Origin of the sequence: Cryobacterium sp. TMS1-13-1 (genome assembly GCF_004403125.1) — a bacterium.
Lineage (GTDB): Bacteria > Actinomycetota > Actinomycetes > Actinomycetales > Microbacteriaceae > Cryobacterium > Cryobacterium levicorallinum.
In genome coordinates this window covers 117,657-143,451 of record NZ_SOGX01000007.1, presented here as the reverse complement: position 1 = coordinate 143,451, position 25,795 = coordinate 117,657, and the positions used below count along the sequence as shown (strand labels likewise).

Below are 25,795 nucleotides of genomic sequence, written 5' to 3'. Positions count from 1 at the left end.
TCGGTGCCTTTCATAGCAATCACGGCAGCAGGCGGGTGGGGCTGAGTCCCACGAAGGTGCGGTCGTCTTTCTGGAAGAAGTCGTTTCCTTTGTCGTCGACCACCAGGAAGGCGGGAAAGTTCTCGACCTCCACGCGGAAGACGGCTTCCATGCCGAGCTCGGCGTAGTCGATGACCTCGACCGAGCGGATGCAGTCCTGCGCCAGCCGCGCGGCCGGGCCGCCCACCGAGCCGAGGTAGAACCCGCCGTTGGCGTGGCAGGAGGCGGTGACGGCGGCGGAGCGGTTGCCCTTGGCGAGCATCACCAGCGAGGCCCCGAGCGCCTGAAACTCGGCCACGTAGCCGTCCATGCGGCCGGCCGTCGTTGGCCCAAACGACCCCGACGGCATTCCCTCCGGCGTCTTGGCCGGGCCGGCGTAATAGATGGGGTGCTTGAGCAGGTAGTCGGGCACGCCCTCGCCGCGCGCAATCCGCTCGCGAATCTTCGCGTGCACGATGTCGCGACCCACGATGAGTGTGCCGGTCAGTGAGAGCCGCATGCTCACCGTGCAGGCACTGAGCTGGGCGCGAATCTCCGCCATGGGCACCGTGAGGTCGATGGCAACGGATGCCGACGCGTCCGTTATTTCTGCCAGCCCGGTGCTCGGAATGAACCGGGCCGGGTCGCGTTCGAGTTCTTCGAGGAACACCCCCTCCGGGGTGATACGGCCGAGGACCTGACGGTCGGCCGAGCATGACACCGCGATCGCAATGGGCAGCGAGCCGCCGTGGCGCGGCAGGCGCACCACCCGCACGTCGTGGCAGAAGTACTTTCCGCCGAACTGGGCGCCGAAACCGAGCTGGGTCGTGAGCTCGAACACCTTCTGCTCGAAGTCTTGGTCGCGATAGCCGTGTCCAGCGTCGCTGCCCTCCTCGGGCAGGGTGTCGAGATAGTGGGCCGAGGCGAGCTTGGCGGTTTTCAGGGCGAATTCTGCGCTGGTTCCGCCGATCACGACGGCGAGATGGTACGGCGGGCAGGCCGCGGTTCCGATGCTTTCGATCTTCGCCTTCAGGAACTCGAGCATTCTCGATTCGTCGAGGATCGACTTGGTCTCCTGATAGAGGAAGGACTTGTTGGCGCTGCCGCCACCCTTCGCCATGAAGAGAAACTCGTACTCCAGCCCCTGCCCGAGGCCGATCTCGATCTGCGCGGGCAGGTTGTTCTGCGTATTCGCCTCGGTCCACATATCGACCGGGGACATCTGGGAGTAGCGCAGGTTGAGGTCCTGGTACGCCTGATAGACGCCGTGGCTGAGGCTGCGAGCATCCGTTCCGTCGGTCTGAATCCGATGGCCCCGCTTGGCGGAGATGATGGCCGTTCCGGTGTCCTGGCACATGGGCAGCACTCCGCCGGAGGCGACGTTGGCGTTCTGCAGCAGGTCGAGTGCCACATATCGGTCGTTCGCCGAGGACTCCGGGTCGTCGATGATGCGGCGCAGCTGGGCCAGGTGGGTGGGACGCAGAAAGTGGGCCAGGTCGCAAAAGGCCGCATCGGCGAGGGCCTCGATCGCGGACTGGTCTACCTCGAGCACGGCCTCCTCTCCGCTGCCGCGCACCCTGTAGCCGGCCACGTCGAGGCGGCGCATCGGGGTGTCGGTGGGGCCGAGCGGCAACTGGTCGACATAGCTGAACTCAGCCATCACAGCACGCCCGCGCCGGTGAGCTCGTCGATGGCGGCGGCGCTGTAGCCGAGGGCGCCAAGGATCGACCGGGTGTCGGCACCCACGTCGGGCACCCGGTCCATGCGCGCCGCCTGCCCCACCACGGTCACGGCCGGGAGCAAAGCCCGCACTTGTCCAGCCGAAGTCTCGACGGTGCGCCAGCGGTTTCGCGCGCTGAGCTGCGGGTGAGTGAGGACGTCTTTCACCTCGCGCTGACGTGCAAAGGCCACCGTCGACTCGGCGAGGCGGCGTTCCATCTCCGGCCCATCGTGGGAGGCGAAGACCGCATCGACCACGGCATGCAGCTCGGTGCGGTGCGTCAGGCGCACACTGCTGGTGGCGAAGCGCTCGTCGTTGATCAGATCCGGCCGTTCCAGCACACCGGCGCAGAACGACGCCCACTCGCGGTCATTCTGCACCGAGAGCACGACGTCCACGCCGTCTCCGGCCCGGAACGTGCCGTAGGGGGCGATCGACGCATGGCTGGTGCCGGCACGGGCCGGGGCGGTTCCGCCGTATTCGGTGTAGTAAAGGGGAAAGCCCATCCACTCGACCACGGAATCGAAGAGGCTCACCTCGATCTCTGACCCTTCACCGGTGCGCTCGCGGTGAAACAGGGCGGTGAGAATTCCGGAGAGGGCGTACATGCCAGCGCCAATATCCGCCGTAGGAATACCAGTCTTGGCGGGAGCCTCCGCAGTGCCCGTGATCGCGACGAGTCCGGCCTCGCTCTGAATCAGCAGGTCATAGGCCTTGGCGTCTCGGTAGGGACCACTACTGCCATATCCGCTGATGGAACAGGTAATCAGGGTCGGGTAGCGCTCGCGCAACTCGGCGGCGCCGAGACCGAGGCGAGCCGCCGCATCCGGTGCCAGATTCTGCACGAAGACGTCGGCGGTGGCAAGCAGCTCGTGCATTATCGCCAAGGCCTCTGGCCGTTTCAGGTCGAGGGCGAGGCTCTCCTTGTTGCGGTTGAGCCAGACGAAGTGGCTGGACAGCCCGTTCACCGTTTCATCGTAGCCGCGGGCGAAATCGCCTGTGCCTGGACGTTCGATCTTGATCACCCTGGCACCCTGGTCGGCGAGGTGGCGGGTGGCCAGGGGAGCAGCTACGGCGTGTTCGCAGGAGATCACCGTGATGCCCTCGAGGGGCAGAGTCTGGGACATATTCAACCTTCAACGCTGACGATAAAATGCATGATTCTCTAAACAATGTATCATTTTGAAACGGAGGCATCTACCCCTCGTCCGGTGGATGCGGTTCGGATAGAGTGAAGCCTTGGACCGCCACCCCGCGAAAAATGCAAGGAAATCTGATGGGAATCACCGAGGCGCCCCCCACAAAGCGGGATCAGATCGTCGACGAACTGCGACGCCTAATTCTCAGCGGAAATCTGCCCCGCGGCGCAAAGCTGCCCCAAGATGAACTAGCCCGCCAGTTCAGCAGCAGCATCACCCCGGTGCGCGAGGCGCTGCGCGCCCTCGAAGCCGAGAACCTCGTGGTGAGCGAACCTCGGCGCGGAGTGCGGGTGGCCGGCATCAATTTCGAGCGGGCCAAAGCGACTTATATTATTCGTCGGCTCACCGAGAGCTACGCTATGCGGCGCGCGGCGATCCGACTCTCCCCGCTCGAACTGCGCCAAGCCGAACTGCTGCTCGCCGAGCTGAACGCGGCGACAGCCCGGCACGATTCGGATGCCGCCCGCCAGCTGAACAAGCGCTTCCACTTCTTCTTCTACGAGCGGTGCGGTATTCCGAGTCTGGTCGAAGAGATCGACGTGCTCTGGCGCGTATTCCCGTGGGACCTATTACTCGACTCCCCCGAGCCGTCCGAAGACTCCGAAACCGAGCACCGGGCTATGCTCGAGGCCGTGCGCGCCGGCGACGCCGAGGCGGCCGGGCTGGCCCTCGAGCATCACGTGTCGCGCAGCTTCATCGCCCTGAACGCGCGCTATACCGGCAAGCCGCCCGCCGACCCGTTCGACATCGCCAACGACTGACGCGCGGCTCGTCGGCCGGGGCGACGGATGCCGTATGTTGCGCTGGGCGCACCGCCCGGACACGTTCACGCTTGCGCGGCCTCTGCCCCGCGGCGGGCGAGGATGCGCTCGGCCCGTGCGGTGACCGGGCGGTCGATCATCTGCCCGTTCACCTGCGCTGCACCCCCGGTGGCGCCCATCACGCTGCGTGCCCAGTCGATCTCGGCCAGCGTGGGGCGGAACGCGGCCGCCACCGGTTCGAGCTGGGCGGGGTGGATGCAGAGCTTGCCGCCGAAGCCGAACTGCCGGGCGAGGGCGGCCGAATCGGTCACTGCCCCGGCGTCACTAATGTGCACGCTCGGCGAGTCAAGCGGCGCATCGAGGCCGGCCGCGCGCGAGGCGACGACGATAGCCGACCGCGCGTAGTCGAGCACGCGGTCGCCAGCACCGGCGTTGATATCGAGGGCGTAGTCGATGGCGCCGAAGGCCAACCGAGTCACGCCCGGCACCCGGGCCAGCTCGGGCGCGTTCTGCACGCCGGCGGCGGACTCAATCAGCGCCACGAGCGCGAGCGGCGGCCCGGCGACCCCGGCAAACGCGGCCGCGACCTCGCGGAGCAGCTCGGGGTTTTCGGCCTTGGGCACGACGAGGCCGAGCAAACCGTGGCCGGGCCGCGCGGCGAGGTCACGGAGAGCTGCGAGCTCCGCGGGCAGGCTCACGGCCCCCTCGGCGTTGACGCGCACGAGGGCGCGAACCGGGTCGGGGCCGGCGGCAAGGTGCTCGAGAATGGCGGCCAGGGCATCCGCTTTGGACTCGGGCGCGACGGCGTCTTCGAGGTCGATAATGACGACATCGGCCGCTGAACCGGTGGCCTTGCGAAAGCGCTCTGGCCGGTCGCCAGGCACGAACAGGGCGGTGACGGCGCTGGCCGTGGTGGTACGGGGCATGGTGTCTCCTGAGTTGATCGGCACGAGATCGGTGGCGCTCAGTATGAGCGGGGCAGGCCGAGCACCTTGGTGGCCACAAAACTCTTGATCAGGTTATTGCTCACCGGAGCGGTCTGGAACATGCGTGTCTCGCGGAACTTGCGCTCCACGTCGTACTCGTCCACGAATCCGTAACCGCCGTGGGTGTCGAGGCACGCGTTGGCGGCGGCCCAGCTGGCCTCCGAGGAGAGGTGCTTGGCCATATTGGCCTCGGCGCCGCACGGCTCGCCAGCATCGAAGAGGCGGGCGGCTTCGTAGCGCATCAGGTCGGCCGCGCGCACCTTCATGTAGGCGTCGGCGATGGGAAACTGCACGCCCTGGTTGCTGCCGATCGGGCGGCCGAAGACCTCGCGGCTGTTCGCGTAGGCGCTGGCCCGGGCGCTGAACCAGTAGCCGTCGCCGATGGCCTCGGCCGACAGCAGGATGCGCTCGGCGTTCCAGCCGTCCAGTACGTAGCGGAAACCGCGGTCGACCTCGCCGATCACCGCGCTTTTGGGCACCCGCATGCCGCGGTAGTGCACCTGGTTGGTGGCGTAGTTGAACATGGTGCGCACCGGGATGGTTTCAAGGGTGTGCGGCTGCTCGGCACGAACCTTGCGCAGGTCGACGAGGAACAGGGTGAGGCCCACGGTCTTGTCGGCGCCCCGGTCGCTCGTGCGGGCCAGCACCATGGCCAGGTCGGAGTCGTTGATGCGGCTGGTCCAGTTCTTGTGGCCGGTGATCACGAAATCATCGCCATCGACCTCGGCGCGGGTGAGAATGCTCGTGGTGTCCAGGCCAGCGACATCCTCGGTGACCGAGAACGCCTGCAGTCGCAGCCGGCCGGCCGCGATCTCCGGCAGATACTCGGCCTTCTGCGCTGCTGTGCCGTGGCGGAGCAGCGCGCCCATGATGTACATCTGGGCGTGACAGGCGGCGGAATGACCGCCCGACCGGTTGATTTCTTCCATGATCACACTGGCCTGGGTGAGGGAGTAGCCGAGGCCGCCGTACTCGCTGGGGATGAGGGCGCTGAGCAGGCGGGCCCGGGTGAGGGTCTCCACGAATTCCTGCGGGTAGCTGCGGTCGCGGTCGCTCTGACGCCAATACTCGTCGGGAAAGCCGGAGCAGAGGTCTCGGGTGAATTGGCGGATCTCGTCGACCGAAAAATCGGGTGAGGCCTGCCGAGTGGCCGGTGCGGTGTCGAGCAGGTCTGGCATGGAGCTCCTTGTCGAGCGCCTGGAGGCGCGTTGCTACGAGAGTACATAATATATTGTAAAATCGCCGGAGACATTCACTGCCCTCATTACGCTTGACTTCTATCTACTTCTCACGGAAACTAGGCCAGAAAGATAATATATTCAGCACTAGAGGAGATCGACTCATGGCCGAGCACACCCTGTTCCCCGAATCATCCGGCCGCGTCGTGGATGGCTGGACCGGTCGCCTCTGGGAGGACTTTGCCGTCGGCGATATCTACTACCACCCGCTGGGCAAGACGGTCACCGAGGGTGACAATCAAATGTTCACGTTGATGACGCAAAACGTGGCCAAGACGCACATCGACAGCAACTTCGCGCTGCGCACGGAGTACAAGCTGCCACTCGTGAACTCCACTTTCATTCTCGCTCTCGTCACCGGGCAGTCCACGATCGACCTGTCGATGAACGTGTTCGCCAACCTCGGCTGGGACGAGGTTCGCATGCCCAGTCCGGTCTTCGAGGGCGACACCATCTACTCGCGCTCGAAGGTGCTGGCCACCCGCGCCTCAAAGTCACGCCCCACCCTGGGCCTGGTCACCGTGGCGACCGAGGGCTACAACCAGAACAGCGTCATCGTAATGAGCTACCAGCGCACCTTCATGGTCTACCGCGAGGGACACCTACCCGGCGTGCAAGACACCCGCCCGAGCGAGGCGAGCCTGCCGGCGACGCCCGAAGCGAGCTAGCGGATGCGCGCACTGCCCTTGGCCGGGCTCACCGTTGTCTCCCTCGAGCAGGCGGTCGCCGCGCCGTTCGCCACCCGCCAACTGGCCGACCTCGGCGCTCGAGTGATCAAGGTGGAGCGGGACACCGGCGACTTCGCTCGCGGCTACGACGAGACCGTGCAGGGCATGTCGAGCTACTTTGTCTGGCTCAACCGCAGCAAGGAGAGCATCGTGCTCGATCTGAAGAACGAGTCCGGGCTGGCAGTACTGCGTGAGCTGGTCAGCCGCGCGGACGTGCTCGTGCAGAATCTCGCTCCGGGGGCAGTGGAACGACTCGGACTCGGGCCCGACGAAGCGCTCGCCCTCAACCCGCGGCTCATCCACGCCTCCATCTCGGGCTACGGTCGCGGCGGCAGCTACGAGCAGAAAAAGGCCTACGACCTTCTCGTGCAATGCGAGGCCGGCCTGCTCAGCGTCACTGGGACGCCGGAGGACCCGGCCAAGGTCGGCGTTTCCATCGCGGATGTCTGCGCCGGCATGTATACCTTCTCCGGAATACTCACCGCTCTGCTGCAGCGGGCCACGACCGGGCGCGGCGATGTGCTCGAGGTATCGATGCTCGAGGCGCTCGGCGAGTGGATGCAGCAGCCTTATTTCTTCGCCGAGTACGGCGGTAGTCCCCCGCAGCGCAACGGCGCACAGCACGCGTCGATCGCGCCCTACGGCCCGTTCGATACCGCGGACGGCACGGTCTTCTTCGGCATCCAGAACGAGCGCGAATGGGTGACGTTCTGCACGGATGTGCTGGGCCGCCCCGTTCTCGGGGCGCAGCCGGATTTTCGGGGCAACGCCCTGCGGGTGCAGAACCGGCCAGCGCTGCACGCGGCGATCCTCGATGTGCTGAGCACGCTCACCTCCGTGGAGGTGCTCGCTCGACTGGACCGCGCGAACATCGCCAACGCGCAATTGCGCAGCATGCACGACTTCTCGGCGCACCCGCAGCTGGCCGAACGCGGCCGATGGCAGAACGTCGACTCACCGGTGGGGCCGGTGCGCAGCCTGATTCCGCCGGTGACGAGCCGTGAGACCGGGTTTCGCATGGACCCGGTGCCGGCGATCGGGCAGCACACCGAGCAGATCCTGGCTGAGCTCGGGCTCGCCCTCTGAACCAACCATCGTGACCCTGGCTCGGCCCCGGTGATGCCGTAACTTAGGAGTGACCCTGCCCGAGAAAGGACCCGCGATGGCCTCCCGCCGCCCCTCGACCCGCGCGCGCCCCCAGCTGAGCGATGAGGCCTCGGGCTACGTGCGCGGCATGATCATGTCCGGTGAGTTGCCGCCCGGCACGGCCGTGCGCGCCGAGACCATCGGCGCGGCACTCGGTATTTCCACCACGCCGGCACGCGAGGCGCTGCAGGCGCTGCGGGTAGAAGGGTTTCTCGAGCTCGTGCCGCGGCGCGGGTTCCAGGTGGCCGTTCTCACCGGGCAAGACGTTCGGGACCTGTTCACCGTGCAGGCGTTGATCGCGGGCGAGCTCGCCGCACGGGCCGCCGTCGCCGTCACGCCCGAAGATCTTGCCGAACTCGAGGCCCTGCACCACGAGCTGATCGCGGCGTCCGCGCGCGGCAACCTCGAGCTGCTCGAGGAGAAAAACCACGCCTTCCACCGGGAAATCAACCTGATCGCCGGTGCGCCCAAAATCATCTGGGCGCTCGGCTTGATGACGCGATATGTGCCGCGGCGGTTCTATTCGAGCATCCCGGGCTGGCCCGAGGCCACCGCCGACGACCACGCCCAGCTGCTGGCCAGCATCCGCTCTCATGACGCGCAGGCCACCCGCGTCGCCATGCAGACGCACGTCGAGCACGCCGGCGAGCTGCTCGCCGCCCACTTCGACGAGCGTACGTCGGAATCGACCTCGGCACACGAAACGCTCGGGCCGCCCGACTGAGTCGGACGGTCCGAGCCTTCCATTAGAGCGCGAAGGTCGACAGCTGCGGCACGAACGTCACGATGACGAGCGCGATCAGTAGCACGCCGACGCTCGGCAAGCATGCCTTCGCTACTCGAAGAATATTCATTCCCGTGAGCCCACTCGCGACGAACAGGTTGAGTCCGAGCGGTGGAGTCATCATGCCGATCTCCAGGTTGAGCACCATGATGATGCCGAAGTGGATCGGGTCGACGCCGAGCTCCATCGCCACCGGCAGCAGCACCGGGGCGAGGATAAGAATGGCGCTCGAGGTCTCCATGAACATGCCGACCACGAGCAGCAGCACGTTCACCATGATGAGGAACATCACCGGCGTGAGTTCTGACGCCAGCAGCGCCTCACTCACTTGCCCCGGAATGCGTTCGGCTGTGAGCACGAAGGAGAACAGGATTCCCGATGCCACAATGAACATCACCATCGACGATGTCCTCGCCGACGCCATCAGAATCGACGGCAGGTCCTTGAGTTTGATCTCCTTATACACGAAGATCGACACGACCAGGGCGTAGAACACGGCCATGGCGGCGGCTTCGGTGGGGGTGAAGATGCCGGTGTAGATGCCGCCGAGTACAAAGAGAGGCAGAAACAGGCTGAGTGAGGCGTCACGCAGGGCCGTGAAACGTTCGTACTTACTCATGCGGATGGCTTGAAGGCCCATACCGTAGTTCCGGCGTCGTGACACGACAACGGCGAGTATCAGCAGCCCGATACCGGCCATGATGCCCGGCCCGATACCGGCCACGAAGAGGTCACCGATCGACTGTTCGGTGGAGATTCCGTACACGATGAGCGGAATTGACGGCGGGATCAGGATTCCGAGCGACCCGGAGGTGGTCACGAGGCCGGTAGAGAAGTCCTTGCCGTAGCCACTCTTGATCATCGCCGGGATGATGAGCGTGCCCACGGCAACCACGGTCGCCGGGCTCGAACCGGAAATGGCCGCGAAGAACATGCAGGCGAGCACGGCCGTCATGGCCAGGCCGCCGCGGAACTGGCCGACGAGGGCGTTCGAGGCCGCAATGAGACGCTTGCTGATGCCACCACGACTCATGAGGTTCGCCGCCACGATGAAGAAGGGGATAGCCATCAATGGGAACGCGTTCAGTGAGTTGAAGAGCCGCTCGGGAACCTGCGTGAGTGGAATGGAGGTGAAGAAATAGAAGTAGATGAACGAGGTCAGACCCATTGCCACCGCGATAGGGGCGGACGTGAGTAAGAGGGCAAAGAGGATAATCAGGAGGGCAAGCAGTCCTTCAATCACAGTTTCGCCTCCCCTTCGCCCAGGCCGAGCGCTTCTTCTTCGCGCTGGAACTCGCTTTTATCTCCATCAACAGATGCCGGCAGGCCGCGAATGAGCCGCACCAGAATCTCGATCGCTCGCAGCAGCATCAGGGTGAAGCCCAGCGGAACGGCGACTTCGACCACCCACAGCGGCAGCTTGAGCGTGGGGGTGACCGTGGAGGTCGAGAACGGCTCGAACAGCAGTAACCAGGCGAAGAAGCCCACGATCGCGAGGTAGGCGATAGTGACCAGAATTCCGAGGATGTCCATCCGGCGTCGGCCGATCCTACCGAGGAACGGTTCAAAGACCTTCACGGCGATGTGTTCGTTGTGGCGCAGGGTGATGACCGCACCGAGGAAGGTGGAATAGATGATGAGGTAGACGATGGTCTCCTCACCCCACCAGAGGTGAATATTCAAGATGGCCCTGAGCAGTACCTGGGCGATGGCAACAAGAGTTGCCACCGCCAGACAGGTGCACACCAGGAAGTTTTCCACCCGGGTTAGAGCGTGGCTGAACCTGAGAATGGGGGCGTCCTTACGATGGAGGGGCAGCACGACGAAACCCGTGCCGGCGGGTGGAAACGAGGCGGGGCTAGTTGCGGTTGGCGAGCAGCTCGGCGATGATGTCCGGGCCGAGTACCTCGGAGTACTCTTCCCATACGCTCGGGATGACCGTGGCCATCAGGGCATCGCGTTCGTCATCGGTCAGCTGGATGATTTCGGTCGATCCCTCGGCAATGATCGCCTGCTTGGCCTCCTCATTTACCTCGGCCGCGATCTCACGGTTGTAGGTGCTGGCCTCGTCGACGGCGTCGAGAACGAGCTGCTGCAGGTCGGTCGGCAGCGACTCAAAGAAGTCACTGTTGATGGCCGGGATGTAGCCGATGTAGCCGTGGTTGGACTCTGTGATGTAGTCCTGAACCGTGTGCATGCTCTGCGTCTCCATGTTCGACCAGGTGTTTTCCTGACCGTTGATGACGCCCTGTTCGAGAGCGCTGTAGACCTCGGCGAAGGCAAGGATCGACGGGATGGCGTTCCACGTCTCGAACTGGCTCACCAGCACATCGGCCGGCTGGATGCGGAAGCTCAGTCCGGCCATGTCGGCTGCGGAACGAATGGGAACGTTTGCCCCCATCTGCTTGAAGCCGTTGTCCCACAGGCCTAGCGGCTTAATCTTCGCCGCGCGCAAGTCTTCGTTCTCGAAGATGGCCTCGCCCACGACGGAGTCACGGGAGGCGATCTCGGCGATGTCCTCACTGTCTTCGAACAGGAACGGCAGGTCGAGAAGCTGGAGCTGAGGGGCAATGGTGGTGAACTTGGCGCTGGCCGGGGCTATCATCTGGATGCTGTTCGACTGCAGGGCCTGCAGCTCGTCTTTGTCACCGTACAGCGAGGAGTTGGGGTAGATTTCGACTTCGATGCGTCCGTCCGAGGATGCTTCCAGGATCTCCTTGAACTTCTCGGCGGCCGCGCCCTTCGGAGTGTTGGTCGTCGTCACGTGGGAGAAGCCGATCGTGTAGACCTCGCCGTCGCCTCCGCCGGACGCGGCGGAACCGCGGGCGGACGAACAGGAGCCCAGTACGAGGACGGCTCCGAGAGCGATGGCCGTTGCCCCGATCAGGCGGGATTTACGGGTATGTTGTTGCATTGTTTCTTCCTTATCGTCATTGATTAGGCGATACGTGACGAGCATTGCGTCAGGTTCATCCAGAACGACGCTATCAAAAAAAATATGCTCTAAACTAAAATAATGCATTATTTTTATAACGAATGCATTGCTGCGGCTATCGAGTGGTGCGCACCTGGCAGGCGTTCAACGCTGTTTCGACAGCATCAGGTGAGGTGCCGACCGCACCGACCTGGCCCAGTATCTTCGCTGGTGACGCAAGCGGAGGCATCCGCCGTACCCGCGCTACGCTGACATGTGCAACTTTCCCTCTGGCTGGCCCTCGTGGGCGCCGGCGTGCTGATCAGCTTCACCCCGGGCGCTGGTGCGATCAACACCATGAACAACTCGCTCACCAGCGGGTTTCGCCGGTCGATCTGGGGAATTTTCGGGCAGCAGGCAGCGCTCGTCGTGCACGTGATCGTGGTGGCGCTCGGCGTCGGGGTGCTCGTCTCCGGCTCGCCCGTACTGTTCAACGTCATTCGGTATGCCGGGGCCGCCTACCTGGTGTTTCTGGGCATCCGTTTGATTCTGCAGAAACCCGACCCGTCTCGAGACCTTGCTGCACCGCGAGCCAGGGAACTCGCCTGGTCGATGTTTCGCCGCGGCCTGTGGGTGAACCTGCTCAATCCCAAGGCTCTCGTGTTCTTTCTCGCGTTCATGCCGCAGTTCATCCAGCCGGAGCAGCCGCTGCTCCCCCAGTATTTGGTGCTGACCGTCACCGTGGTGTTTATCGACGTCCTGGTGATGTGGTTCTTTTTTGCGGTGGCGGCGCGGTCGTTTCAGCGGTTCACGAACACGGCCCGCGGGCAGCTGATTCTCAACCGCACGTTCGGCCTGCTGTTCATATCCGTCGCGCTGCTGCTGGCGCTGGTGCACTGAGCAGTTCACGAGCGGGAACATCGTGCAGGAGCGCGGCGCGACCGACTGCTGCCCACGTTGCCACGTGCTGCTCGGGCGACCGGCAGGCCACACGCGCGAGCCGCTTTCGGGCGCGCGGCAGCTCGAGCGGGAGGCGTGCCCAGCCTGGGCGGGGCAGAATAGACGGATGAGCGACGCCGGCGACTTCGTGGATCGCACGCTGCAGTACGAGGCCACCTGGGAACGGGCTGCCGAGGCGCAGGCTCGACTTGGGAGCGAGCTCGAGTTCTACGGCGCCTCGGTCGGTGCCGTGCGCGGCACCATCCGCGATTTAGCCCGTCGGTACAGGAACATGACGCACGACGACGTAACGGCGCTGAGCTCTGAACTTTGGAAGGTGCCGGTTTTCGAGCGCCGCCTCGCCGCGATCGTGCTGCTGCAAGCCAACGTGACCCGGCTCGACAACACCGACCTCACCCGCATCGAGGGGTTTCTACGCGGCGCGGTCCTGCGGGAGCTGGTCGATCCGCTCACCAACGACGTCGTGCTCCCGCTCGTGCAGGGGCTGAGCGGGACGAGTCGTTTGAGAGCGGATGCCGCCCTCGCGCGCTGGGCGTACGACGGCGACCCCTGGCTGCGCCGCGCCGCCGACGGCGTGAGCGCGCGAATTACACGATAGGTGCAAGCCGGGTGCACGGAGTCCCAAGACTTCGAGGGCGGCGATCGCCTCAGCGTTGAGCGAGGAACGCACCAGCGGAGTGTCGATGAAGCCAGGGCCGACGGCGTTGGTGCGCACGTTTCGGACCGAGTATTCGAGGGCCGCAACCGTGGTCAGGCCGACGAGGGCGTGCTTGCTGGCCACGGAGGCCGCGTTCTAGGCGATGCCGACGGAGCCGAGCACGCTACTCATGTTGACTACCGCGCTGCCGGCGGCGGCCGACACCATCAATTACGAGGTGGTCACCCGCATCAGCCCTCACGTTCCCCGCGTCTACCGCAACGCCGGAGACCACACCGGTCGTTACAGCCGGGGCCGGCCAGCCCAGCGGACGGCTTTGAGGGCCAGGTGCAGCTCGAGACGAGCATGCCCACCCAGTGGGTCAACACCCAGCAGAGAACGGATACGCCCCAGCCTGTTGTACACACTGGTTCGATGCAGGTGCAGGTGCAGGTGCTCGGCGACCTCGGCCACGGAACCGTCCTTGTCGTAGAGCAGCTCGAGCACGGGCAGCAGTTCCCCGTTCCGGTCGAGGTCCCGCAACTCGGAGAACAGCGATGACTCGAACGCCGACACCTCTCGACCCACAACGGCCAGAAATTGGTAGACCCCCAGAGCGCGAAACGAGACGACCCTGCCGAGTTGGGCATCCACCCGGGCCGCCTGCACGGCGCTGCGCGCCTCGGCGTAGGCGCCCGGCAGCCCGCGCAGGTCGGTGAAGGGTTCGCTCAGCCCAAGCAGAGCGGGCGCCGCCACCTGGCCCCCACGGCGCGCGACTTCGAGCTCGAACCGTCTCAGAACCTCGGACTGGTCGAAGCCGTCGATCTCGTCGTGCAATAGCAGAACGGCATGCGTTTCGGTGCCGGCTGAGAACAGCACGGTGTCGATGCCGAGAGTGGCGTGAAGTGCGGAGAGCCGGTGCAGTAGACCACTCTCGGCAGGGTTGCGCTGAACGTTGTCACCGCGCTCCAGCAGCGTGGCGAGACGCCAGGGTCCGCGCCCGTGCAAGCATGGCCAACCGCCCACCGCCACCACGGCGTCGCGGTCGCCCAAACAGGCGGCGAGAAATTGCCCTTCGCTGGCGAGCCGCCCGTTAGAATCCGCGCTCGAGCGGTTGAGAAGCATCTCCGCGAGGGCATCCAGCTCCGGGCGGATGATGCCCAACTCATGCAGAATGGACTCCGGCGTCTGCTCGTCGTCGAGCTGGAGGACCCACAGATAGCCCACCCGGAATCCACGCGCCAGCAGCGGCACGCACACGCGGCCCAACATTCCGAGATCGGAATTGGCCGGAACGGGAACCGGTTTTACCGCCGTTGCGATACCGTGGCTCAGCTGCCAGGCGCTGACGTCGGGCGGAACCAGCTTGCTCAGCAGAAAATTCGTGCGCACGCGGTCAGCCGTAGGCCGATGCGCGCTATACGCGAGCAGCCCGCCGTCGAGGTCTTCGAGCGAGAGAGCACGGCCCAGATGGGCGGCGATAATAACTACCGCCTGGTCGATATCGGCCGCTGTCATAGCTTCAATCCTACGGAGCCGTGTGGACGCCTGGCGACAATCAACGAGCCGTGACGCTACAAATGTCGAGTCGGCCGCGGGGCGACTGCCGGGTGGGACACATCGGACCCCGGCGTCGACAGCGAAGAACCCCTGTAAAGGCGGCAAATTTGGGGTGGTGAGGCGTGCGAGGGCCAGCCCACGGCATCCGCTGCCCGGCCGCCCCGCCGGGAGAGCCGCGAAAACCCGGGCTTATCGTTTTTACGCCGACCAAAGTCGATCAGCACGCGTCTACCAGAAGCAGGAGTTCCCCATGATCATTGGTGTTCCCACCGAAGTTAAGAACAACGAATTCCGTGTGGCCATCACCGCCGCCGGAGTGCACGAAGCCAAGCTCCACGGCCACACCGTGCTGGTGCAGGCCGGCGCCGGTATCGCCTCCGGCTTCGCCGACGCCGACTACATGGCTGCCGGTGCCGTGATCGCCCCGAGCGCCTTCGAGGTGTGGGCAAGCGCCGACATGATCCTCAAGGTGAAAGAGCCGGTCACCGCCGAGTACGCGTATTTTCGTGAGGGCCTGATCCTCTTCACTTACCTGCACCTCGCCGCCGAGCCCGCCCTCGCCGCCGCCCTGCTCGAGGCGGGCGTCACCGCCATCGCCTACGAGACCGTGCAGAAGGCCGACCGCACGCTGCCCCTGCTCGCCCCGATGAGCGAGGTCGCCGGACGCCTGGCCGTTCAGGTCGGCGCCGCATCGATGACCCGCCCCGGCGGCGGCCCCGGCATACTGATGGGCGGCGTACCCGGAGTGCGCTCCGCCAAGGTGACCGTCATCGGCGCCGGCGTCGCAGGCTCCAACGCCGCTGCCATGGCCCTCGGCATGGGCGCGGACGTTACCATCCTCGACATCAACATCGACCGCCTGCGCGAACTCGACGCCCTGTACGCCGGACGTCTCAAGACCATCGCCTCCAACGCCTACGAGATCGACCGCTCGCTGACCGAGGCCGACCTCGTAATCGGCTCCGTGCTGATCCCGGGCGCCAAGGCCCCAAAGCTCGTCACCAACGAGCTCGTGTCGCGCATGAAGCGGGGCTCGGTGCTCGTCGACATCGCGGTGGACCAGGGCGGCTGCTTTGAAGGCACCCACGCCACCACCCACGAGGACCCCACGTTCCCCGTGCACGGCTCGATCTTCTACTGCGTCGCAAACATGCCCGGAGCTGTTCCGCAGACCTCGACCCTTGCGCTGACGAACGTCACTCTCCCTTACGCCCTGTCGATCGCCGACCGGGGCGTGCGCGCCGCGTTCGAGCGTGACGCCGCCCTCGCCGGCGGTCTGAACATCGCCGCCGGAAAGATCGCGAACCGCTCGGTGAGCGTCGCCCTCAACCTGCCGCTCGCGGACTGGACCGATTTGATCAGTCGGGTCGAGCCCGCTCTGGTCTGAGAGCGCTGTTTTCAAAGCGCTCTAGCAGCGCTGTTTCAACGTGCTGCTCTAGCAGCGCTGCGTAGCGGATGCCGGGCGCGGGCCTATCGGCCGGCCCCGGCATCCGCTGCCCGCTTTTTCTCAGAGTTCGAAAGAACCCGACGCTCTGTCAATCGCCTGGACTACAAGGAAGTAACTCCGATGTCGCAATTGAAAACCAACACTCGACCCGCCCCGAACGCGCAGCCACACCTGGCCCGATCGCTCTCGAACCGTCATATCCAGCTGATCGCCATCGGCGGCGCGATCGGAACGGGCCTGTTCATGGGCTCCGGAAAGACCATCTCCCTCGCGGGGCCGTCCGTGATCTTCGTCTATATGATCATCGGCTTCATGCTGTTCTTCGTGATGCGGGCCATGGGCGAGTTGTTGCTCTCCAACCTGGACTACAAGTCATTCAGCGACTTCGCTGGTGACCTGCTCGGGCCGTGGGCCGGCTTCTTCACGAGCTGGACGTACTGGCTTTGCTGGATCGTGACCGCCATCGCCGAGCTGATCGCGATCGCGCTGTATACGAGCTTCTGGTGGCCCGATCTGCCGCTGTGGATTCCGGCCCTCGGTGCCGTGTTGATTCTGCTTGGCTTCAACCTCACGAGCGTCAAGGCGTTCGGCGAGACCGAGTTCTGGTTCGCACTGATCAAGATCGTCGCGATCGTCACGCTCATCATCGTGGGGCTCGTGATGGTGTTCACGCAGTTCCAGTCCCCCGGCGGCTCCCCGGCAAGCCTCACGAATCTGTGGAACGACGGCGGGATGTTCCCGACCGGTCCGATGGGGTTCATCGCCGGCTTCCAGCTCTCCGTGTTTGCGTTCCTCGGGGTCGAGCTCGTGGGCACCACGGCCGCCGAAGCGCAGCACCCGGAGAAGAACCTTCCCAAGGCCATCAACTCGATCCCCATTCGCATCATGCTCTTCTACGTGCTGGCCCTGATCGTGATCATGGCGGTCACTCCGTGGCGTGAGGTCACCGCCGATGTGAGCCCGTTCGTGGCGATGTTCGCCCTCGCGGGGCTCGGCGCGGCCGCGGCCGTGATCAATTTCGTCGTGCTCACGAGCGCGACATCCTCCGCGAATTCCGGGCTGTATTCCACATCGAGAATGCTCTTCGGTCTGTCGGTCGAGGGTACGGCACCGGGGCGTTTTCAACGCCTGAGTCGCCACCGGGTGCCGGCCAACGCGCTGTTGTTCTCCTGCATGTTTCTGCTCGTATCCGCTGTTCTGCTGTATGCGAGCTCGTCGATCATCGCCGTGTTCACCGTGGTGACGACCATGGCATCGGTACTGTTCATCTTCGTGTGGTCCATCATCGTGGTGAGCTACATCGTGTACCGCAAGCGTCGCCCGGCACTGCACGCGGCCTCCAAGTTCAAAATGCCCGGCGGCGTCTACATGTGTTATGTCCTGCTCGCGTTCTTCGTCTTCCTGATCTGGGCGCTCACCCAGAAGGCCGATACCCTGCAGGCGCTGCTCGTGACGCCGGTGTGGTTCATCGGGCTCGGCGTCGTCTGGCTGATTATTCGCCGTCGCCCCGAACTGGCCGGCCATCAAGAACTTCACCGGGCAAATGTGCAGGCCGATCGGGCCGCGGCACTCGCCTTCCGGCGCTGATCCGACCGGAGCAGGATCACCGTTCGTCACCGACTTCGGAGGATCGGGCCGCGCCCGAATGATCGGTACGCTGGCAGCATGGAGAACACCGAGAAACCGCAACCGCGCCGCGCCGTCGTGGCGGCTGCCGCGGGCTTCGCGGCCGTGGCCGCGTACGCGATTGTGGGCGCCCTGCAGATTCTGGTGTGGAATCCGTTGGCGGCAGTTCCGGGCGCCACGCTCGGGCAGATCCGCGCTGAGATGGCGCGCGCGGATCAGTCGCTCACCGCGAACTGGGTTCTCGCCTGGGGCGCGATCGGAATCGTGCTCGCCACCGTCGTTCTGCTGGTGGCGATCGTACGGATGAACAGCCGGGTCGGGCCGGTGGTCGCGGCCTACCTGGTGCTGTTGGTATTTGCAGCTCCCGGACACATTGTCGTGGGCTTCGGACCCGGCCTGTCGCTCGCTGACACCTTTCTGGTTTCGGGCGCGGACCATGCCCCGTGGGGCATGTTGCTCTACGTCGTCAGCGCCGCCAGCCTGCTCGCTTTGATCGTGCTGATCATTCGGGCCGGGCGCTCCGCCACCGCTCGCGCAGTGAGGCACGGGTAGTTCGAGTCTTCGTCAGTCGACGACTTCGATCTGGGTGCGAATGTATTCCTTCTCACTATCGGAGAGGGCGGCCGGGCCTGGCTCGATAGTCGCGTCACACAAGCGGGCCACTTCGGCCACCGCCTCCGTGCTCAAGGGGGCATCCAAGTTAGCCAGGATCTCGTGCTTGAAGTCGATGTCAAGGTGCGGCCACCAGCGGTCAATGGGGGGCAGAACGGTCGCACGCATGAGAATCTCCTGTTCAGCGGCCAGAGTCGTGAGCCGCAATTCCATGATGCGCCGAGTTCGGCCGTCCCGATAGGGGCGAGGCATCGTGGAAGCGGATGCCCGCCGGCCGACACCGTGGCGCCGTTGGTCGTGTCGCACCCCACGCGTAGGCTGCGAGCATGCGCGCAATTATCGTGAACTCTCCCGGCGGTCCTGAAGCTCTCACCCTGACGACGGTGCCCGATCTCGTTGTCGGGGTCCACGACATCCGTTTGGCGGTGGCTGCGGCAGGTGTGAACCGTGCGGATATCGTGCAACGGCAGGGCCACTACCCCTCGCCGGCCGACGCGCCGCAGTGGCCGGGGCTGGAGGTGTCTGGTCTGGTCATCGAGGTGGGCGAGGACGTGACCCGGTTCGGCGTCGGCGACCGGGTGTGTGCGCTGCTCGCCGGCGGCGGGTATGCCACCGAAGCCGTGGTGCACGAAGATCTGGCACTGCTGGTTCCACTGTCGATGGACCTCATCGACGCCGCGGCCCTGCCGGAAGCCCTCGCCACGGTCTGGTCGAACGTGTTCATGAGCGCTGAACTCGCGCCCGGCGAGACGCTGCTCGTGCACGGCGGCGGGAGCGGAATCGGCACGACCGCCATTCAGCTCGCCCGACTCATGGACGCCCGCGTGGCCGTGACGGCCGGATCCGCCGAGAAACTCGCCGTGTGCGAGAGCCTCGGGGCGCAGATTCTGATCAACTATCGGGAGCAGGATTTCGTCGCCGAGATCAACACGGCCACCGACGGGCACGGCGCCGACGTGATCCTCGACATCATGGGCGGTGCCTACGCGGCGCGCAATATCGAGGCGGTCGCGGTGAACGGGCGCATCATGGTGCTCGCCAACCAGAGCGGCCAACCGGCCACGTTCGACCCGTTTCGCCTCATGCAGAAGCGCGCCCGCTATTGGGGCACCACCCTGCGGTCGCGGCCGCTGGCCGAAAAGGTCGCCATTCTGCGTTCCCTGGAGTCGGCGGTCTGGCCGTGGATCGCATCGGGCGAGTTCCGACCGGTGATCGACGGCCGGTTCTCGTTTGCGAGTGCAGCGGATGCGCACCGGCGGCTGGAAGCATCCACTCACGTCGGCAAGATCGTGCTGGTGCCATAGCCTGCGCTTACCGGCCGGCTGGCGGCATCCGTTATTGGGATCAGTCGTGCGGTCGAAAGCTGCTCGCGCGGCCGGCCTGCCGGGGGCGCGAGCAGCTTTCGGGCACAGCCCGTTCAGCGAGTGTAGTGCGACTCCTGCAGCTCGTACACCGGGGTGTCGAGCCCCTCCATGCGCGCCTTGATCTGCAGCGCGAGGTAGTTCGAGTAGTGCCGACTCTGGTGCAGGTTTCCGCCGTGAATCCACAGCTGAGGAACGTTTGTGGGCTTCCACATGTTGCGCAGCTCACCCTCCCAGGGCCCAGGATCCTTCGGCGTATCGGACCCGTAACCCCAGCAGCGGCCCACCTGATCGGCAACCTCTGTCGAGACCAGATCGGCTAGCCATCCGTTCATGGAGCCATACCCGGTGGCATACACGATCAGGTCAGCATCCAGCTCGGTGCCGTCCGCGAGCACCACGGACTTGGGCGTAATGTGGTCGAGTTGGCCCGATTTCACAGCGACGCGACCGTCAATGAGCAACTGCGATGCCCCCACATCGATGTAGTAGCCCGACCCACGGCGCAGGTATTTCAGGAACAGGCCCGAGCCATCCGTTCCAAAATCCAGATCGAAACCGACTTCGCTGAGCTGGGCATAGAAGTCGGCATCGCGCTCGGCCATCTGCTCGAAGACCGGAATCTGCGCGGACGGCAATATGCGGTAGGGCAGTGACGCGAAAAGCAGGTCGGCCTTTTCCGTGGTCACCCCGTTCGCCAGCGCCTGCTCGGAGTACAGGCCGCCGAGCGCAAGGTCCATGAGCGAGTCGCTGCGGGAGATGTGCGTCGACGAGCGCTGCACCATGGTGACGTCGGCCCCGTGCTCCCAGAGGTCGGCACAGATGTCGTGGGCCGAGTTGTTGGACCCGATCACGACCGCCTTCTTTCCGGTATAGTCCCCTCCTCCTGGGTGCTTCGACGAGTGGTGTTGCTCCCCTTCAAACAACCCGGCGCCCTCGAAGACCGGCGTATTTGGGTAGCCCGAGACACCAAGCGCAAAAACCAGTTGCTTGGGTCGCAAGGTGACCGGAGTGCCGTCTCGCACAACCTGCACGACCCACTCCTGGGCGTCCTCGTCGAACGCCGCCTTCGTGCATTCGGTGCTCGACCAATAGTTCAGCTCCATGATGCTCGTGTAATGCTCAAGCCAGTCGCCGATCTTGTCTTTCGAGGCGAAGACCGGCCAGTCCTCGGGAAACTTCAGGTACGGCAGGTGGTCGTACCATACCGGGTCGTGCAGATGCAGCGACTTGTAGCGGTTGCGCCACGAATCCCCCGCCTTCGCGTTCTTCTCGATCACAATCGTGGGAACACCGAGCCGGCGCATGCGGGCAGCCAGGCCAATGCCGCCCTGCCCACCACCCACGATGACGCAATATGGCTGCTCTTCGTAGCCGAGGCGCGCCTCCTGTGCCGTCTTATTCTCGAGCCAGGATGTGCGGCCCTTTGTGATTTTGTGGGAGACGCCCTGGTCGCGGTTTCGGCCTTTCTTCTCTTCAAAGCCTTTGAGTTCCTGCATCGTGGTGAGCAGGGTGTAGCACAGGCCATCGTTGAGGCGTAGGTGCGCATAGCCGCGGGCCTGGCCGGTTTCAAAGGTCACCCACGCTTCCGCAGCACCAGCGTCCCCGGTCGCGGGTTCGGCGAGCGCCCAGCTGTGCGGGCGCACGTCGTCGAGGGTGGCGGCGAGCATCCGTTTGATGTCGGCTTTATCTTCTAGGGTCTTCAGGTTCCAGGTGAAGGACACGAAATCGCGCCAGTAGCAGTCGTCGGCGAACAGCATCGCGGCGCCGTCGATATCTCGGTTTTGTAACGCGGTGTCAAACCGGGCGAGCCAGTTTTCGACCACGTCGCGCGGTGAATCGGGCATGTCACTCCTTTGTGAGCTAGCGGAAGGTGCGCCCATTGTCGGACGCGACCTGTATGTTCAAGTACACGGCCGCAGGGGTTACACAGGCGTTACACCCGGTGCTGCTGCTTGGCGCCATCGTCGGATCCAATGGAGGAGACATCGCATGCCCCACGGCCCGAACATCACCGTTCTCACTGCTGACCAGCGTTTCTCCTCCCCCCATGAATACGAACGGATGCTGCGCGCGGCCCATGAGGTGACACTGGCCGGTTCGCCCCCGCTCGGGATCAGCACCGAGGTTTGGGAATCCTGGCAGCGTTCGCTGGCCGCGGGCATCGACCCCGACCGGCACCTGCCCCGGCATCTGCACGAGGTGGCCGACGTCGTTGCGCTGCGCCGCGGCCATGCGCTAGAGGCCGTGATGCCAGCCCTCAGCGAGCTTCTCTCTGATGAGAGCTCTAATGGGCAGCATCTGCTCGTACTCGCCGACGCGAGTGGAGAGGTGCTGTGGCGGGTCGGCAGCCGCGCGGCGTTGCGGCAGGCCGACGGGCTCGAGTTCGTCGAGGGCGCTGACTGGTCCGAGGCGGGGGTAGGAACGAACGCGATCAGCGAAGTCGTCCTGAGTGGGCGCGCCGCACAGATATTCTCGGCCGAACACCTCGTGCGCACTCACCACGACTGGGCGTGCACAGCTTCACCGATTCGGGACGCGGACAGCGGCGCGGTCATCGGCGTCTTGAATGTATCCGGGCCACTCAACACGGTCACGGCCGACAGCATGCGGATGGTCAAGTGCGGGGTGCGGCTGGCCGAGGAGTTGTTGCGGGCGGCGCGACGAGAACTCGGGCGAGGGTCGCAGTTGATGACTGCTGGGCGCTCAGCTGCGGTCTTGTCGGTGGCCTCGTCTGCGCTCACCTCCGTGGCATCGCTCGCTCTGCTCGGTGATAGCCCAGGGGTGGTCGGCGGCGATGGACGCCGAGTGCCGCTCTCGCTGCGCCGCGCGGAGATTCTGGCCTTGCTCGATTCACGGGATCGCGGCTGGAGCGCCGACGAACTCGCCTATGCCATTCACGGGGAAACAGGCTTAGCCGCCACCATCCGCATCGAGATGCACCGTATTCGCCACGTGCTCGGCGAGGCGCTGGAGTCCACGCCGTATCGCCTCGGCCCCACCCTGCGAGGCTCGTCCGACGTGGGGCGGGTTCTGCGGCTCGTGCGCGAGGGCCAGGTTGCCGCGGCCCTCGCGGCGTACTCTGCCCCACTGCTGGTGAGGTCGTCCGCCGGGGCCATTGAACCGCTGCGCGCCGAACTCACAAGCGCGGTCGGAGCATCCGTTCGTGCAAGCGGAGACGCCGAGCTGCTGCGCCGCTGGTGCGCGACCGAGATGGGGAGCAATGATCGCGAGGCGGTGCAGGCTCTTGGCAGCTTGGCCGGCATCGACGATGCCGGCTACCTGGCATCGCTCGCGCGCCTCAGCCGCATCGACCGCGAGCTCGGCTGTTAGTTCTGTGGAGGTGACCAACGCTGCCTAAACTCACGACACATGTCCGAACCCTGACCCACAAATAAATCTAGGCAACCGGGTTCAGGTCCTGGGAAATGGACTCCACGGCGGCGCGCAGCGCGGGAATGGCGAGTTCTGCAAACGCATCATCGACCCGGGACACCGGCCCGGAGACGCTGACGGCGGTCGGCGTCGGCGCATCCGGAACCGCCATCGCGAAGCAGCGCACACCAATTTCCTGCTCACCATCGTCGATGGAGTAGCCGCGTTCCCGGATTCGGGCCAGGTCAGCCAGGAGATCGTTCACGCTGCCGATGCTCATCGTCGTGGGAGTGGGCATGCCAGCCCTGGCCACAATGGCGCGCACGGCGTCATCGCTCAGCTGCGCCAGAATCGCTTTGCCGACTCCGGTGGCATGAGTATGCGCGCGTCGGCCGACCTCCGTGAACATGCGCATGGAGTGTTTGGATGGAGCCTGGGCGATGTAAAGCGCCATGTCGGCATCGAGAACGGCCATGTTCGCCGTCTCCCCCAGTTGGTCGACAAGGGCCCGGAGTTGGGCCCCAGCCAGGGCGCCGAGCTGCGTACTGGCTGCCGTTCCGAGGCGAATGAGACCTGGGCCCAGCGCGTAACGCCGATTGGCGAGCTGACGAATGTATCCCTTCGCCACCAGCGTGCGCAGCAGCCGATGAATGGTCGGCAGGGGCAGCTCGGTGGAGGCCGCGAGCTCGCTCAGCATCACCTGCCCGCCAGCGGCCGTGATCAGCTCGAGGAGTTCAAAAACCCGCTCCACGGATTGCACACCGCTGCCAGCCGTGCGTTCTGCCATCTTTATGCCTCCAGGCCGTACGTGGCAACGGATATCCGCATTGTGGAAATATCGCCAGGTTACCCAGATTACACAGAAGTTGACGCCGGGCCGCACTGACCGTAGTCTTTCCATATAACAGAAACTAACTTCCACAATACGAAACTTGGTGGAATCAGGTCGCATAATCATCAACTCGAGGAGCAAGGACGCCCCCATGCTGTACACCGTAAACTGCTCCATCCTGCTGACCGAATTGCCGTTGCTCCAGCGCCCAGCCGCGGCCAAAGCCGCCGGATTCGACGCGGTCGAGTTTTGGTGGCCCTTTGCCACCGCCGTTCCCACCGAAACGCAGATTGCCGACTTTGAGAACGCAATCACGGATGCCGACGTTCGACTGACCGGTTTGAACTTTGCGGCCGGCGACATGCCGGCCGGGGATCGAGGTCTGGTGTCCTGGCCAGCCCGGTCCGACGAGTTTCGCGACAATCTGGCCGTCGCCGCTGGCATCGGCGGGCACCTCGGCTGCACGTCCTTCAACGCCCTCTACGGAAACCGTATCGACGGCGTTGCCCCAGAGGAACAAGATGAGCTCGCTATCGAAAATCTCTCCCTCGCCGCGCGATTCGTCGCCCCGATCGGTGGCACCGTGTTGCTGGAGCCGGTGAGCGGGGCACCGAAGTATCCCCTGCGCACGGCGGCCGACGTGCTGGCCGTGATCGAACGGGTGAGCATCCAGAGCGGCGACACGAACATCAAACTACTCGCCGATTTTTACCACCTGGCCGTCAACGGCGACGATGTCGAGGCCGTGATCTCCGAGCACGCGCACCGATTCGGACACATCCAGATTGCCGACGCACCCGGGCGCGGCGAACCAGGAACGGGCACGCTACCCATTCACGAGTGGCTCGCGCACAGTCACGATCTCGGCTATGACGGCCCCATCGGGCTGGAATACAAGACGGTCGCAACAAATCCGTTTGCCTGGCTTGAAACCGCCTAACCGACCGCTGCGCATCCGACACCCCTGAGAAAAGGACAAATAAAATGAATAATGTTGCCGTCATCGGCCTGGGAATAATGGGCCTGCCCATGGCAATCAATCTCGTGAAGGCCGGCCACAACGTCGTCGGCTTCAACCGCAGTTCGACACGAATTGACGAGCTGGTCGCCGCGGGCGGTCGAGGCGCGGCGAGTATCCCCGACGCCGTGCGGGATGCCAACGTCGTGATCACGATGCTGCCAGACTCGCCCGATGTCGAAGACGTCGTCGGCGGCCCGGACGGTGTCTTCGCCCATACGCCGGCCGGCGCCTATTGGATTGACGCCAGCACCATCCGGCCCGACGTTGCCGTTCGCCTGGCCGGAGCCGCGAGGGACGCCGGGCTCAAGCCCATCGACGCCCCGGTCTCCGGCGGCGAAGCCGGCGCAATCGAGGGCACCCTGTCGATCATGGTCGGCGGGGAGGTCGCCGACGTCGAGGCCATTCGTGGCGTACTCGACGCTATGGGCAGCACCGTGGTCCACGTCGGTCCGGCTGGATCCGGCCAAACGGTCAAGGCCGCCAACCAGCTCATCGTCGCCGGCACCATCCAGCTCGTCGCCGAGGCGCTCGTGTTTCTGGAGGCGCACTCGGTCGATACCGAAGCATCTATCAAGGTTCTGGCTGGCGGGCTGGCCGGCAATCGCATCCTGGACCGCAAGGCCGCCGGTATGGTGGCGCGCACGTTCGAACCGGGTTTCCGGGTCGACCTGCACCACAAGGACCTCGGCATAGTCACCGCAGCGGCCCGCGCGGCCGGCGTCGCCATTCCGCTTGGTTCGATGGTGGCCCAGCTAATGGGCACCCTGCGCGCCGAAGGCCACGGCTCGCTCGACCACTCCGCATTGCTGCTGTTGGTCGAGCAGATGTCCGGCCGCTCGCACGCCTGAACACCAACTTTTCAGATTCAAG

At 64.9% G+C, this 25,795-nt stretch carries 24 protein-coding genes and 1 pseudogene; 13 read left to right on the top strand and 12 right to left on the bottom strand.

Annotation, left to right across the window (positions count from 1 at the left end):
• Window positions 1-19 precede the first annotated feature (19 nt).
• Both E3T31_RS06350 and E3T31_RS06345 read right to left on the bottom strand, forming a co-directional pair.
• A complete protein-coding gene (locus tag E3T31_RS06350) occupies window positions 20-1,678 on the bottom strand; it encodes a FumA C-terminus/TtdB family hydratase beta subunit (protein WP_134467998.1) in 1,659 nt (552 codons plus the stop codon).
• A complete protein-coding gene (locus E3T31_RS06345; protein ID WP_134467997.1) occupies window positions 1,678-2,865 on the bottom strand; it encodes a CaiB/BaiF CoA-transferase family protein in 1,188 nt (395 codons plus the stop codon). Before E3T31_RS06345 ends, E3T31_RS06350 begins: the two co-directional genes overlap by 1 nt.
• A 149-nt stretch (window positions 2,866-3,014) precedes the next feature.
• On the opposite strand from E3T31_RS06345, the gene E3T31_RS06340 reads away from it, so the two are divergent.
• The gene (locus tag E3T31_RS06340; RefSeq protein WP_166789482.1) at window positions 3,015-3,698 is read left to right on the top strand and encodes a GntR family transcriptional regulator; all 684 of its coding nucleotides are present in this window, start codon (window positions 3,015-3,017) and stop codon (window positions 3,696-3,698) included.
• Window positions 3,699-3,763: 65 nt separating this feature from the next.
• Here E3T31_RS06340 and E3T31_RS06335 read toward each other — a convergent pair whose 3' ends face one another.
• Window positions 3,764-4,624, bottom strand: coding sequence for a CoA ester lyase (locus E3T31_RS06335; protein WP_134467996.1), 861 nt, complete (start codon window positions 4,622-4,624; stop codon window positions 3,764-3,766).
• A 38-nt stretch (window positions 4,625-4,662) separates the two neighbouring features.
• A complete protein-coding gene (locus E3T31_RS06330; protein ID WP_134467995.1) occupies window positions 4,663-5,862 on the bottom strand; it encodes an acyl-CoA dehydrogenase family protein in 1,200 nt (399 codons plus the stop codon).
• A gap of 164 nt (window positions 5,863-6,026) precedes the next feature.
• Here E3T31_RS06330 and E3T31_RS06325 point away from each other — a divergent pair, with 164 nt between their 5' ends.
• The 3 genes from E3T31_RS06325 (at window position 6,027) to E3T31_RS06315 (ending at window position 8,520) form a co-directional block, all read left to right on the top strand.
• Window positions 6,027-6,590 (top strand): MaoC family dehydratase, encoded by a 564-nt coding sequence (locus E3T31_RS06325; RefSeq protein WP_134467994.1) that lies wholly within the window; start codon window positions 6,027-6,029, stop codon window positions 6,588-6,590.
• Window positions 6,591-6,593: 3 nt separating this feature from the next.
• Window positions 6,594-7,736 (top strand): CaiB/BaiF CoA-transferase family protein, encoded by a 1,143-nt coding sequence (locus tag E3T31_RS06320; protein ID WP_134467993.1) that lies wholly within the window; start codon window positions 6,594-6,596, stop codon window positions 7,734-7,736.
• Window positions 7,737-7,812: 76 nt separating this feature from the next.
• On the top strand, window positions 7,813-8,520 hold the full coding sequence (locus E3T31_RS06315) for a GntR family transcriptional regulator (protein WP_134467992.1): 708 nt from the start codon (window positions 7,813-7,815) through the stop codon (window positions 8,518-8,520).
• Window positions 8,521-8,542: 22 nt separating this feature from the next.
• On the opposite strand, the gene E3T31_RS06310 is transcribed toward E3T31_RS06315, so the two are convergent.
• From E3T31_RS06310 to E3T31_RS06300, 3 genes are all read right to left on the bottom strand, one after another.
• On the bottom strand, window positions 8,543-9,823 hold the full coding sequence (locus E3T31_RS06310; RefSeq protein WP_198416983.1) for a TRAP transporter large permease: 1,281 nt from the start codon (window positions 9,821-9,823) through the stop codon (window positions 8,543-8,545).
• Window positions 9,820-10,308, bottom strand: a complete 489-nt coding sequence (locus E3T31_RS06305) for a TRAP transporter small permease (protein WP_166784183.1) — start codon at window positions 10,306-10,308, stop codon at window positions 9,820-9,822. The genes E3T31_RS06310 and E3T31_RS06305 overlap by 4 nt, the downstream gene beginning before the upstream one ends.
• A gap of 130 nt (window positions 10,309-10,438) precedes the next feature.
• Window positions 10,439-11,494, bottom strand: coding sequence for a DctP family TRAP transporter solute-binding subunit (locus tag E3T31_RS06300; RefSeq protein ID WP_166788404.1), 1,056 nt, complete (start codon window positions 11,492-11,494; stop codon window positions 10,439-10,441).
• Window positions 11,495-11,770: 276 nt separating this feature from the next.
• On the opposite strand from E3T31_RS06300, the gene E3T31_RS06295 reads away from it, so the two are divergent.
• Window positions 11,771-12,394 carry a LysE family transporter gene (locus tag E3T31_RS06295; RefSeq protein WP_134467989.1) on the top strand — a complete coding sequence of 208 codons (624 nt, stop codon included), beginning with the start codon at window positions 11,771-11,773 and terminating at the stop codon, window positions 12,392-12,394.
• Window positions 12,395-12,560: 166 nt separating this feature from the next.
• Window positions 12,561-13,052 (top strand): DNA alkylation repair protein, encoded by a 492-nt coding sequence (locus tag E3T31_RS06290; RefSeq protein WP_134467988.1) that lies wholly within the window; start codon window positions 12,561-12,563, stop codon window positions 13,050-13,052.
• 54 nt (window positions 13,053-13,106) lie between these two features.
• Here E3T31_RS06290 and E3T31_RS18495 read toward each other — a convergent pair.
• Together E3T31_RS18495 and E3T31_RS06280 are read right to left on the bottom strand one after the other, a co-directional pair.
• Window positions 13,107-13,235: pseudogene (locus E3T31_RS18495) on the bottom strand (SDR family NAD(P)-dependent oxidoreductase); the annotation flags it as partial.
• Between the two features lie 159 nt (window positions 13,236-13,394).
• Window positions 13,395-14,609 carry a CdaR family transcriptional regulator gene (locus E3T31_RS06280; RefSeq protein ID WP_134467987.1) on the bottom strand — a complete coding sequence of 405 codons (1,215 nt, stop codon included), beginning with the start codon at window positions 14,607-14,609 and terminating at the stop codon, window positions 13,395-13,397.
• A gap of 292 nt (window positions 14,610-14,901) precedes the next feature.
• Here E3T31_RS06280 and ald point away from each other — a divergent pair, with 292 nt between their 5' ends.
• The 3 genes from ald (at window position 14,902) to E3T31_RS06265 (ending at window position 18,276) form a co-directional block, all read left to right on the top strand.
• Window positions 14,902-16,038 carry an alanine dehydrogenase gene (gene ald / locus E3T31_RS06275; RefSeq protein WP_134467986.1) on the top strand — a complete coding sequence of 379 codons (1,137 nt, stop codon included), beginning with the start codon at window positions 14,902-14,904 and terminating at the stop codon, window positions 16,036-16,038.
• 180 nt (window positions 16,039-16,218) lie between these two features.
• On the top strand, window positions 16,219-17,685 hold the full coding sequence (gene cycA, locus E3T31_RS06270; RefSeq protein ID WP_134467985.1) for a D-serine/D-alanine/glycine transporter: 1,467 nt from the start codon (window positions 16,219-16,221) through the stop codon (window positions 17,683-17,685).
• 78 nt (window positions 17,686-17,763) lie between these two features.
• Window positions 17,764-18,276, top strand: coding sequence for a hypothetical protein (locus E3T31_RS06265; protein WP_134467984.1), 513 nt, complete (start codon window positions 17,764-17,766; stop codon window positions 18,274-18,276).
• A 12-nt stretch (window positions 18,277-18,288) separates the two neighbouring features.
• Here E3T31_RS06265 and E3T31_RS17690 read toward each other — a convergent pair whose 3' ends face one another.
• Window positions 18,289-18,642 carry a hypothetical protein gene (locus tag E3T31_RS17690; protein WP_166788403.1) on the bottom strand — a complete coding sequence of 118 codons (354 nt, stop codon included), beginning with the start codon at window positions 18,640-18,642 and terminating at the stop codon, window positions 18,289-18,291.
• 20 nt (window positions 18,643-18,662) lie between these two features.
• Between E3T31_RS17690 and E3T31_RS06255 the strand changes: the two genes are divergently transcribed.
• Window positions 18,663-19,640 carry an NAD(P)H-quinone oxidoreductase gene (locus E3T31_RS06255; protein WP_134467982.1) on the top strand — a complete coding sequence of 326 codons (978 nt, stop codon included), beginning with the start codon at window positions 18,663-18,665 and terminating at the stop codon, window positions 19,638-19,640.
• Window positions 19,641-19,753: 113 nt separating this feature from the next.
• Here E3T31_RS06255 and E3T31_RS06250 read toward each other — a convergent pair whose 3' ends face one another.
• On the bottom strand, window positions 19,754-21,544 hold the full coding sequence (locus tag E3T31_RS06250) for an NAD(P)/FAD-dependent oxidoreductase (protein ID WP_134467981.1): 1,791 nt from the start codon (window positions 21,542-21,544) through the stop codon (window positions 19,754-19,756).
• 145 nt (window positions 21,545-21,689) lie between these two features.
• Between E3T31_RS06250 and E3T31_RS06245 the strand changes: the two genes are divergently transcribed.
• Window positions 21,690-23,030: a transcriptional regulator gene (locus tag E3T31_RS06245; RefSeq protein ID WP_134467980.1), complete on the top strand. Its 1,341-nt coding sequence runs from the start codon at window positions 21,690-21,692 to the stop codon at window positions 23,028-23,030.
• Between the two features lie 67 nt (window positions 23,031-23,097).
• Here the strand turns inward: E3T31_RS06245 and E3T31_RS06240 are convergent, their stop codons facing one another.
• Entirely contained in the window at window positions 23,098-23,859 is a 762-nt protein-coding gene (locus E3T31_RS06240; RefSeq protein ID WP_134467979.1) for an IclR family transcriptional regulator, read from the bottom strand.
• Window positions 23,860-24,055: 196 nt separating this feature from the next.
• Between E3T31_RS06240 and E3T31_RS06235 the strand changes: the two genes are divergently transcribed.
• Both E3T31_RS06235 and E3T31_RS06230 read left to right on the top strand, forming a co-directional pair.
• Entirely contained in the window at window positions 24,056-24,844 is a 789-nt protein-coding gene (locus tag E3T31_RS06235) for a hydroxypyruvate isomerase family protein (protein ID WP_134467978.1), read from the top strand.
• 44 nt (window positions 24,845-24,888) lie between these two features.
• Complete coding sequence (locus E3T31_RS06230) at window positions 24,889-25,773, top strand: 2-hydroxy-3-oxopropionate reductase (RefSeq protein WP_134467977.1); 885 nt, start codon at window positions 24,889-24,891, stop codon at window positions 25,771-25,773.
• Window positions 25,774-25,795: the final 22 nt, after the last annotated feature.